Below are 10,332 nucleotides of genomic sequence, written 5' to 3'. Positions count from 1 at the left end.
CGGCCGGGGGCTGCGCGGGTGCGGCGGCGGGGGCGCCGTAGCCGCCGGGGGCGGGCTGCGGGGGGATCGGGGCACCGTAGGGCGCGGCCGGCGGGACGGGGGCGCCGGGCATCGCGCCCGGCATCGGGGCACCCTGCATCGGTGCTCCGGGCATGGGAGCGCCCTGCATCGGGGCGCCGGGCATGGGGGCACCGGGCATCGGCGGCGTGTAGGGCGAGGCGAAGCCGGGGGCGGGGGTGGCGCTAGGGGTGCGCTTGGCGGTGGCGGCCACGATCAGCGCGAAGACCAGGCCGAGGACCGCCTGCAGGATCAGGTCCAGGTTGACCAGCAGGTGGGAGGCCGGCGAGGCGAACTCGTGCCGGGTGAAGTCGTCGCCGGTCAGCTGCTGGACGATGCTCATGATGCTGACGTAGGCATTGGTCAGCAGCAGGACGGTCCCGGCCGGCCGCACCCAGCGGGCACCGCTGAACGCTCCGATGATCATCGCGATGATCGCGACGTCGGAGGAGAGGTTGCCGCAGTTGTACGCGACCGCGGTGTACCCGTGGAAGTGCCCGAAGTTGAAGCCGATGGCGTACTGCAGGTAGCTCGCGCCCTCCTGGGAGAGGTCGAAGCCCAGGATCCCGAAGTCCAGCAGCAACGTCACGATCAGCAGGATCGCCAACCCGGGCAGCGCACCGCCGCCCTCGCCCTTGGGCGCTCGCTGCGGGGCCTGGAAGCCCCCGACCGGCGGCGCGTAACTCATCGTCTCCCCTTCCGAGCGGGCGCGCCGCGGCCGTGCCGCGGAGTTTCGCGCGGGCCGAGACTAGCGCGCCGACCAAATGCCCGGGAATGCCGGGGAGCCGGGGACGTCGGTCCCCGGCTCCCCGTCCTGACGGATCCTCGGCTCAGGCGCTCCAGGCGGCCGGCCCGAGCAGTGTCTTCACCTCGCTGGCGAAGGCGGTGTCCGGGTTGACCAGGAAGCCCAGCTCGTAGAGCACGTCCCGCTGCCGACTGGTGGTCAGCAGCCGCACCGGCACGTCACCGGGGTGCGCCTGGAGGGTGAGCTTGAGCTCGCGCACCATGTCCGGGGTCACCTTCGGGTAGGGCACGGTGATCTGCACCGGCGGCTTGCCGCCGTGCTCGGCGGCGGAGACGTCCAGTGTGGTGATCTCCTGGCCGAAGATGCTCAGCGCCCCGTCGCGCTCGTTGAGCCGGCCGCGCACCGAGACGACGTTGTCCTCCACCATCTGGTCGGCCATCAGGTTGTAGGTGGCGGGGAAGAAGAGCACCTCCACCGAGCCGTCGCGGTCGGCCAGGGTGATGATCGCCCAGGCGTTGCCGGCCTTGTTGATCCGCCGGTCCACGCCGGTGACCAGACCGGAGAGCCGGACCTCGCCCTCGGTGCGGCCGGAGCCCATGAGTTCGGCGATCGACACGTCGCGGTTGCGGGCCAGGATGTGCTCGGCGCCGTCCAGCGGGTGGCTGGAGACGTAGAGGCCGAGCATCTCGCGCTCCAGGCTGAGCAGTTGCTTGCGCGGCCACTCGCGGTCGGAGAGCTCGAAGTCCAGGCCGATGGTGGGGGCGTCGGAGCCGGTGTCGAGGGCGCCGAACAGGTCGTCCTGGCCGATCGCCTGCTGCTTCTTCACCCCGGTGACCGCGTCGATCGCGGTCTCGTGCACCGCGACCAGCGACTGGCGGGTGTGGCCGAGCGAGTCGAAGGCGCCGGCCTTGATCAGCGAGTCGACGGTGCGCTTGTTGCAGGCGACCAGCTCGACCTTGTCCAGGAAGTCGGCGAAGGAGGAGTACTTGCCCTTCTCCTTGCGGGTCTTGATCAGCGACTCGATCACCGGCACGCCGACGTTGCGCACGGCCTTGAGGCCGAACCGCACGTCGGTGCCGACGGCGGTGAAGTCGACCACCGACTCGTTGACGTCGGGGGAGAGGATCTTGATGCCCATCGCCCGGCACTCGGCCAGGTAGACGGCCATCTTGTCCTTGTCGTCGGCGACCGAGGTGAGCAGGGCGGCCATGTACTCGGCGGGGTAGTTCGCCTTGAGGTAGGCGGTCTGGTAGGAGACCAGGCCGTAGGCGGCCGAGTGCGATTTGTTGAACGCGTAGCCGGCGAAGGGGACCAGCACGTCCCAGACCGCCTGGATCGCCTCGTCGGAGTAGCCGCGCTCGTGGCACCCGGCGTGGAACGGGACGAACTCCTTCTCCAGCACCTCCTTCTTCTTCTTGCCCATCGCGCGGCGGAGCAGGTCTGCCTGGCCGAGGCTGTAGCCGGCCAGCACCTGCGCGGCACGCTGCACCTGCTCCTGGTAGACGATCAGGCCGTAGGTGGGGCCGAGGACGTCCTTGAGCGGCTCCTCCAGCTCCGGGTGGATCGGCAGGATCTCCTGCTGGGCGTTCTTGCGCAGCGCGTAGTTGGTGTGCGAGTTCATGCCCATCGGGCCGGGGCGGTACAGCGCCGAGACGGCGGAGATGTCGGCGAACTCGGTGGGCTTCATCAGGCGCAGCAGGGCGCGCATCGGGCCGCCATCGAGCTGGAAGACGCCGAGCGTGTCACCCCGGGCGAGCATCTGGTACGTGGTCGGGTCGTCGATCGCGATCTGGTCGATGTCGACGTCGAGGCCGCGGTTGGCCTTGATGATCTTGAGACAGTGATCGATGATGCCCAGGTTCCGCAGACCCAGGAAGTCCATCTTGATCAGGCCCATGGCTTCGCACGACGGGTAGTCGAAGCCGGTGATGATCACGCCGTCCTTGTCCCGCTTGTGCAGCGGGATCAGGTCGAGCAGCGGGGTCGAGGAGAGGATGACGGCCGCGGCGTGCACGCCGGTGCCGCGGATCAGGCCCTCGATGCCGATGCCGGTGTCGATGATCTTCTTGACGTCCGGCTCGTTGTTGTACATCTGCCGGATCTCGGTGCCCTCGTTGTAGCGAGGGTGCGACTCGTTGAAGAGGTCCGTGAGCGGGACGCCCTTGCCCATCACGTCCGGCGGCATCGCCTTGGTGATCCGGTCGCCCATCGAGAAGGGGTAGCCGAGGATGCGGTTCGCGTCCTTCACGGCGGCCTTCGCCTTGATGGTGCCGAAGGTGTTCACCTGGGCGGTGTACGCCTCGCCGTACTTGTCGGTGACGTAGCGCACCATCTGGTCGCGCTGGCGGTCGTCGAAGTCGATGTCGACGTCCGGGGGGTTGATGCGCTCGGGGTTGAGGAAGCGCTCGAACAGCAGGTCGTGCTCGAGCGGGTCCAGCTGGGTGATGCCGGTCAGGTAGGCGACCATCGAGCCTGCGGCGGAACCACGGCCGGGGCCGACCGGGATGCCGTTGTTGCGGCCGTACTCGCAGATGTCGGCGACCACGAGGAAGTAGGAGTCGAACCCCATCGGGGTGATGACGCCCATCTCCAGCTCGATCCGGTCGAGGACCTCCTGGTTCGGGCTGTCGCCGTAGCGCTTCTGCAGACCGATCTCGATCTTCTTGCGCAGGTAGGAGGCCTGGGTCTCGCCCTCGGGCACGTCGAACTGCGGCATCCGGTCGACGTAGTCGAAGACCTCCTTGTACGACTCCACCCGCTCGCCGATCCGCAGGGTGTTGTCGCAGGCCTCGGGGAGCTCGCTGAAGAGCGCGCGCATCTCCTCGGAGGTCTTCACGTAGTAACCGGTGCCCTGGAACTTGAACCGGTTCGGGTCGTCCTTGTTCTTGCCCACGCCGACGCAGAGCAGGCTGTCGTGCGCGTCGGCCTGGTCGGCGGTGACGTAGTGCGAGTCGTTGGTGGCCAGCAGCGGGATGTTCAGCTGCTTGGCCAGCCGGAGCAGGTCCAGGCGGACGTCGCGCTCGATGTCCAGGCCGTGGTCCATCAGCTCCAGGAAGTAGTTCTCCCTGCCGAAGATCTGCTGGTAGGCGTCGGCGGCCTTGACCGCCTCGTCGTACTGGCCCAGGCGCAGCCGGGTCTGGATCTCCCCCGAGGGGCAGCCGGTGGTGGCGATGATCCCGGTGGCGTTGGCGGCGATCAGCTCGCGGTCCATCCGGGGCTTCATGTAGTAGCCCTCCATCGACGCGAGCGAGGAGAGCTTGAAGAGGTTGCGCAGGCCGGTGGCGTTCTGCGCCCACATGGTCATGTGGGTGTAGCGGCCACCACCGGAGACGTCCTTGCCGCCCTCACCGTCGCTGCTGGCCGGGCGCTGCCCGCCGGGCGACCAGAAGACCGGCTTCTTCTCGAACCGGGAGCCGGGTGCGACGTAGGCCTCGATGCCGATGATCGGCTTGACCGCGCTGTCCTTGGCCTTCTGGAAGAACTCGTAGGCGCCGAACATGTTGCCGTGGTCGCTCATCGCGATGGCCGGCATGCCCTGCCGCTCGGCCTCGGCGACCAGCTTGCCGTTCTTGGCCGCCCCGTCGAGCATCGAGTACTCGGTGTGGACATGCAGATGCACGAAGCTGTCGGCCACGAGGGACGGCTCCTAGGGTGTCGGGCTGCGGGTTGGGAGGACATCCACCCTAGCGCGCCCGCCCCCCTGATCGACTCCCGCCGCTCGGGCCACGCCGGCCACTCGGAGACCCCTCGCCCGGGTGGTCCGCCGACCCGACGGCGGCCACTGCCGGGACCCTACCGGGCGCGGCGACAGGCTTCAACGTGCCTTGACAGGAGCCCCTTTGGGCTCCTCGGGTGCCGCCGCGCCGGCGCTGCGGCGGGAAGTGAAGGTCGATGGGTTGTCGGGCACAGGCCTGTACAGAAGCAGCATGAAGTGTACAGTTTGGTACATGAGTGACACCTTGCCGATCACGGAGGCCCGGGCCTGCTTGGGGACGTTGGTGCGGCGTGCCTCCCATGCCCGCGAGCGCATCACCATCACCGACCACGGCCAACCCGCCGCGGTCCTCATCAACCCCCAGGAACTGGCGGACCTGGAGGACGCCCTCGCCCTGGCCCAGTACCGGGTCAGGCAGGCTGCCGGCGAGACCGCGGGCGTGCCGCACGACCAGGTTCGCGCCCAACTCGGCCTGGGGCGCGACGCTTGAGCTTCACGATCATCTGGGACGAGCCGGCCATCGACGCCGCCGCCCGGTTCCTCAAGGACGACCCCGAGGGCCTGCGACAGGTCATGGACGCGGTCGACCTGCTCGCCGACTCCCCACGTCCGGCGGGCACCGCGGAGTACGGCTCCGCGGACCTGCGCCGGATGCACGTCGGTCGCTACCGGGTGCTGTACGAGATCACCGAGACCACCGTCACCATCGTGGTGATCCACCTCGGCAGGATCGGCTGACCCGCACCAGGCACCACGATCGCCCCGATCGGGGCCACCCCGGGCCGCGCCTGTGCTCGGCGGGCGGGCGGCGCCTCGCGGGAGTGGCTCATCGAGAACAGTTTCCTCCGCATGCACGAGAGCCGGTTGGGCCCGTGCACGATGCCCTCGGCGCCGGGCTCCTCATGGTGGTCGTGCTGCTCGGCGGCACCGCTCACCTGATCGGCTGGATCTCGCTCGTCGGCGCGGTGATGCCGGTGTGCGACGCGCTGATCACCAGGAAAAGCGGCGGACCCGCCAAGACCTACCTCGGCGTGCACGGCGCCACGGCCGTGGTCATGGTCGCCGCCGGCGCGCTGCTGGCGCTGTCCTGACCACGCCCACCCTCAAGCACCCACGACGACGGACCGTCACGAACGTGCCGCGCCGGGGTGCGTGAGCAGCCCCGTCGGCAGTGCGGCACGGACCGCCGCGCCGAAGGCGGCGACGGCCGGGTGGTCGGCGGCTCCGGCGCGGTGGGTGATGGCGGTGCGCCGGGACATCGGCAGCGGGTGCAGGTGGACGTCGGTCGGCGGGGCGAGCACGCCGAGCTCGGGGACCAGCGCCACCCCCTGCCCGGCGGCGACCAGGGCCAGGACGGTGTCGAAGTCGTCGACCCGGTGCCGGATCCGGGGCAGGAAGCCGGCGGCCTGGCAGGCCCGGATCGCCATCGCGTGGCAGAGGGTGCCGTGGGTGGCGAGGATCCACGGGTCGGCCGCGTGGGCGGCCAGGGTGCCGGGGCCCGGGGTGGTCGTGGCCAGGTACATGGCCTCGGCGAAGAGGGGTGCGCGGTCGATGCCCGGCTCGGTGGGGGCGGGGACGAAGTCGTAGTCGTGCACCAGGGCCACGTCCAGCTCGCCGGCCCGCAGCAGGTCGGCCACGCCGGCCGGGTCGACCTCGGCGACCATCGGCTCCAGCTCCGGGCAGCGTTCGGCGAGCAGGGCCAGGGCCGGCGGGATCACCACCCGGGCGGCGGACGGGAAGGTGCCCACCCGCAGCGGGCCGGCCGGGCCGCGCCGGGCCTGGGCCAGTTCGGCGCCGGCCTGCTCCAGCTGGGCCAGCACCGCTTCGGCGTGCCGCACCAGGTTGTGGGCGGCCGGGGTCAGCGCCACCCGGCGGCCGGTGCGCTCCAGCAGCACCACACCGGCCTCCCGCTCCAGCGCGGACAACTGCTGGGAGACGGCGGAGGGGCTGAAGGCGAGGGCCTCGGCCACGGCGGCGATGGTGCCGCGGAGGGCCAGTTCGCGCAGCAGGCGCAGGCGGCGGACGTCGAGCATCGGCCCAGCTTACGGTTTGCGGTGGAAATGCGAACTGGACCTGGTGAGTCGCCCGCTCGAGGATCGGACCATGGACAACAGCCTGCGCGGGGTCCTGGTCCCGCTGATCACCCCGTTCACCGACGACACCGCCGAGACCGTGGCGCTGGACGCGCTGGCCGCCCTCGCCCACCAGGTGCTCGACGAGGGCGCGGCCGGGCTGGTCGCGCTCGGCACCACCGGGGACCCGAGCGCGCTCGACCCCGCGGAGCGCGCCGCCGTGCTGGACGTCTGCGCCGGGGTCTGCCGGGAGCGCGGGGTGCCGCTGCTGGTCGGGGCCGGCGAGGGCACCCGGGAGAACCTGCGGACCCTGGCCGAGCTGGGGCGGCGCCCGGAGGTGACGGCCGCCCTCGCCCTGGTGCCGCCGTTCGTGCGGCCGGGGGAGGCGGGCGTGCTCGCCCACTTCCGCGAGCTGGCCGCCGCGAGCCCGCTGCCGCTGGTCGTCTACCACGTCCCGCACCGCACCGGTCAGCAGCTGGGCGCCGCGACCTGGACCGAGATCGCCGCGCTGCCCGGCGTCGTCGGGGTGAAGTACGCCACCGGCGCGCTGGATGCCGCAGTGGTCGAACTGCTCGCCGCGGCCCCGCCCGGGTTCGCGGTCCTCGGCGGCGACGACGTGGTCTTCTCCCCCTTGCTCGCGCTCGGTGCGCCCGGCGGGATCCTGGCCAGCGCGCACCTGGCCACCGGGCGGTTCGTCGAGCTGGCCGAGGCCTGGCGGGCCGGGGAGCTCGACCGGGCCCGCGCGCTGGGCCACCGGCTGGCCGCGCTCGCGGCGGCCTGCTTCGCCGAGCCCAACCCGGCGGTGGTCAAGGGCGTGCTGGCCGCCCAGGGGCGGATCCCGAGCGCCGCGGTGCGGCTGCCGCTGCTCCCGGCGGGCCCGGCGGCGGTGGCCGCGGCCGAGCAGGCCCTGGTGGCCCTGGCGGAGCTGGCGCCCGGCCGGTCGGCGGAACCGCCGGCGGCGGCAGCGCTGTCCACCAGGTGAGCACGGACGGTCCGGCTGGTGAGCCGCCGCGGTGTCCACCTGGTGAATACCGTGCGGATGCGGACCGCCGGAGCAGGCAAGATGAGCACAGAGCAGTGAGAGCGGAGAGGAAGTACGGATGAAGATCGGCATCGTGGGTGCCACCGGCCAGGTCGGCGGCGTGGTCCGGGAGATCCTGGCGGAGCGCCGGTTCCCGGTGACCGAGCTGCGGCTGTTCGCCTCGGCCCGCTCGGCCGGCCGGACGCTGCCCTGGCAGGGCACCGAGGTCACGGTGGAGGACGCGGCCACCGCCGACTACACCGGCCTGGACATCGTGATCTTCTCGGCCGGCGGCTCGACCTCCAAGGAGCTGGCGCCCAAGGTGGCCGCGGCCGGCGCCGTGGTGATCGACAACTCCTCCGCCTGGCGGCGCGACCCCGAGGTCCCGCTGGTGGTCAGCGAGGTCAACCCGGACGCGCTCGCCGACGCCCCCAAGGGCATCATCGCCAACCCCAACTGCACCACCATGGCCGCTATGCCGGTGCTGCGCCCGCTGCACCAGGAGGCCGGCCTGACCGCGCTGGTGGTCGCCACCTACCAGGCGGTCTCCGGCAGCGGCCTGGCCGGCGTCAGCGAGCTGCAGGGCCAGGCCGCCAAGGTGGTGGACGAGGCAGCCGCGCTCACCCACGGCGGCGACAAGGTCGAGCTCCCCGAGCCGCAGGTCTACCGGCGCCCGATCGCCTTCAACGTGATCCCGCTGGCCGGCTCGATCGTGGACGACGGCCTGAACGAGACCGACGAGGAGCAGAAGCTGCGGCACGAGAGCCGCAAGATCCTCGGCATCCCGGACCTCAAGGTCTCCGGCACCTGCGTCCGGGTGCCGGTCTTCACCGGCCACTCGCTCCAGGTCAACGCCCGGTTCGAGCGGCCGATCAGCCCCGAGCGGGTGGCCGAGCTGCTCGCCGACGCGCCCGGCGTGGTGCTGACCGACATCCCGACCCCGCTGCAGGCGGCCGGCCAGGACCCGACCTACGTGGGCCGGATCCGCCGCGACGAGACGGTGGAGCACGGCATCTCGCTCTTCCTCTCCAACGACAACCTGCGCAAGGGCGCGGCGCTGAACGCGGTGCAGATCGCCGAGCTGGTGGCGGCCAAGCTGGCCGGCTGACCGGGTCGGGGCGACGGCCCCGGCGGTGCTGCGGCGGGGGGGGGGGGGGGAGGGGGGGGGGGGGGGGGGGGAGGGGGGGGGGGGGAGGGGGGGGGGGGGGGGGGGGGGGGGGGGGGGGGGGGGGGGGGTGGGGGGGGGGGGGGGGGGGGGGCTGGACGGGGGGGGTTGGCCCTCCCCCCGCTCGGCTGACCGGAGCCCGCGCAGGTGGGTGATTCACCACGCCTTCGGGGGGTAAAGGAGACCGCAACGGTCCGGCAGGGTGCCCAGACGAGCCTCCCTCGGGCACACTGCACGAACTGCCCGTGCTCAGCGGCAGAGCACAGGAAGAGGGGTGCCTCATGGACCGCTGCGTCGTCCTGGTGGACGCGGGATACCTGCTGGGCGCCGCCGCCAGCCTGCTCGCCGGGGAGCCCGCCCGCTCCCGGGTGACCGTCGACCACACCGCGCTGATCACCTCGCTGCGCGAGCGCGCCGAGGAGGAGACCGGCCTGCCGCTGCTGCGGATCTACTGGTTCGACGCGGCCCCCGAGCGCCGCCCGATGCCCGAGCACCGCCGGCTGCGGGTGCTGCCCCGGGTCACCGTGCGGCTCGGCGCGCTCACCCGGGCCGAGGGCCGCTGGGTGCAGAAGGGCGTGGACGCGGCGATGCACGCCGAGCTGTCCGAGCTGGCCCGCAACCGGGCCTGCGCCGACGTGGTGCTGGTCACCGGGGACGGCGACCTGCTGCCCGGCATGATGTCGGCCAAGGAGCACGGCGTGGCCGTCCACCTGTGGGCGTTGCAGGCCGCCGACGGCGACTTCAACCAGTCCGAGGACCTGGTCGGCGAGGCCGACGAGCGCCGGGTGCTGGACCGCGAGTGGATCACCCGTTCGGTGCGGCTGCGCGAACCGGCGGTCGCCTTCCCGCCGGCCGGGCCGCGCCCGGAGATCGCCAAGATCCTGGCCGCCCCGCCGGCCGCCCCGCCCGCCGCGGCCGAGGCCCCCGCCCCGCCGGTCGAGCCGACCGCGCTGCCGCCCACCGCGCTCAAGGTCGTCCCCACCCCCAAGGACCTGGCCAGCCGCACCGCCCAGGTGCACCAGCAGCACGGCGCCCCCGCCGCGAGCAACGGCCCGGTGCTGCGCTGGTCCTCCGACCGCGGCTGGGTGGACCGCCCGGCCGAGCCGCCCACCGCCGCCGACGCGCTGCCCACCCTGGCCCAGCTCACCACCGCCGAGCAGCGCTGGGCCGACCGCGAGGAGGACATCACCGCGATCGGCGGCGACCCGCACGAGGTCGGCCAGGTCTTCGCCCGCCGCTGGACCGAGCGGCTGGGCGACCGGGAGCGGCTCACCCCGATCTGGGCCGACTACCCGCGCATCCCGCACCGGGTGGACGGCGAGCTGCTGCGCTACGCGGCCCGGTTCGGCCTGCTCGCGCACAAGGACGACCAGATCGACGAGCACGACCGGTACGCCATCCGGGCCGGCTTCTGGAAGGAGCTGGCCGCCCGGGTGCCGGGCGGCGAGCTGATCACGCTGGACGATTAGGGCGTGTCTTTCGGATCACGTCGGATCAGCGCGCGGCGTTGGAGTGCGTGCCCCGGCGGCGACCGCCCGGCGTGATCCGAAAGACACG

8 protein-coding genes and 1 pseudogene are annotated in these 10,332 nt (G+C 72.4%); 6 read left to right on the top strand and 3 right to left on the bottom strand.

Annotated elements, in window-relative coordinates; all coding sequences use genetic code 11:
- Together ACQRUO_RS07105 and dnaE are read right to left on the bottom strand one after the other, a co-directional pair.
- Positions 1 to 745 (bottom strand): annotated as a pseudogene (locus ACQRUO_RS07105) (hypothetical protein); the annotation flags it as partial.
- A 142-nt stretch (positions 746 to 887) separates the two neighbouring features.
- Positions 888 to 4,436: a DNA polymerase III subunit alpha gene (gene dnaE, locus ACQRUO_RS07100; RefSeq protein ID WP_428314881.1), complete on the bottom strand. Its 3,549-nt coding sequence runs from the start codon at positions 4,434 to 4,436 to the stop codon at positions 888 to 890.
- 313 nt (positions 4,437 to 4,749) lie between these two features.
- Here dnaE and ACQRUO_RS07095 point away from each other — a divergent pair, with 313 nt between their 5' ends.
- From ACQRUO_RS07095 to ACQRUO_RS07085, 3 genes are all read left to right on the top strand, one after another.
- On the top strand, positions 4,750 to 5,007 hold the full coding sequence (locus tag ACQRUO_RS07095; RefSeq protein WP_428314880.1) for a type II toxin-antitoxin system Phd/YefM family antitoxin: 258 nt from the start codon (positions 4,750 to 4,752) through the stop codon (positions 5,005 to 5,007).
- Entirely contained in the window at positions 5,004 to 5,255 is a 252-nt protein-coding gene (locus ACQRUO_RS07090) for a type II toxin-antitoxin system RelE family toxin (protein ID WP_428314879.1), read from the top strand. The genes ACQRUO_RS07095 and ACQRUO_RS07090 overlap by 4 nt, the downstream gene beginning before the upstream one ends.
- Before the next feature lie 134 nt (positions 5,256 to 5,389).
- Positions 5,390 to 5,608 carry a DUF4267 domain-containing protein gene (locus ACQRUO_RS07085; RefSeq protein ID WP_428314878.1) on the top strand — a complete coding sequence of 73 codons (219 nt, stop codon included), beginning with the start codon at positions 5,390 to 5,392 and terminating at the stop codon, positions 5,606 to 5,608.
- Between the two features lie 36 nt (positions 5,609 to 5,644).
- Here the strand turns inward: ACQRUO_RS07085 and ACQRUO_RS07080 are convergent, their stop codons facing one another.
- Positions 5,645 to 6,550, bottom strand: coding sequence for a LysR family transcriptional regulator (locus ACQRUO_RS07080; protein WP_428314877.1), 906 nt, complete (start codon positions 6,548 to 6,550; stop codon positions 5,645 to 5,647).
- A gap of 70 nt (positions 6,551 to 6,620) precedes the next feature.
- Here ACQRUO_RS07080 and ACQRUO_RS07075 point away from each other — a divergent pair, with 70 nt between their 5' ends.
- From ACQRUO_RS07075 to ACQRUO_RS07065, 3 genes are all read left to right on the top strand, one after another.
- The gene (locus ACQRUO_RS07075) at positions 6,621 to 7,571 is read left to right on the top strand and encodes a dihydrodipicolinate synthase family protein (RefSeq protein WP_428314876.1); all 951 of its coding nucleotides are present in this window, start codon (positions 6,621 to 6,623) and stop codon (positions 7,569 to 7,571) included.
- Positions 7,572 to 7,689: 118 nt separating this feature from the next.
- Complete coding sequence (locus tag ACQRUO_RS07070; RefSeq protein ID WP_428314875.1) at positions 7,690 to 8,718, top strand: aspartate-semialdehyde dehydrogenase; 1,029 nt, start codon at positions 7,690 to 7,692, stop codon at positions 8,716 to 8,718.
- Positions 8,719 to 9,056: 338 nt separating this feature from the next.
- Positions 9,057 to 10,244 carry an NYN domain-containing protein gene (locus tag ACQRUO_RS07065; protein WP_428314874.1) on the top strand — a complete coding sequence of 396 codons (1,188 nt, stop codon included), beginning with the start codon at positions 9,057 to 9,059 and terminating at the stop codon, positions 10,242 to 10,244.
- The last annotated feature ends 88 nt before the right edge of the window (positions 10,245 to 10,332 follow it).

It is taken from the genome of Kitasatospora sp. LaBMicrA B282 (genome assembly GCF_050325825.1).
GTDB lineage: Bacteria > Actinomycetota > Actinomycetes > Streptomycetales > Streptomycetaceae > Kitasatospora.
The sequence above is the reverse complement of the archived record's forward strand: the minus strand, read 5'-3'. Positions and strand labels throughout refer to the sequence as shown.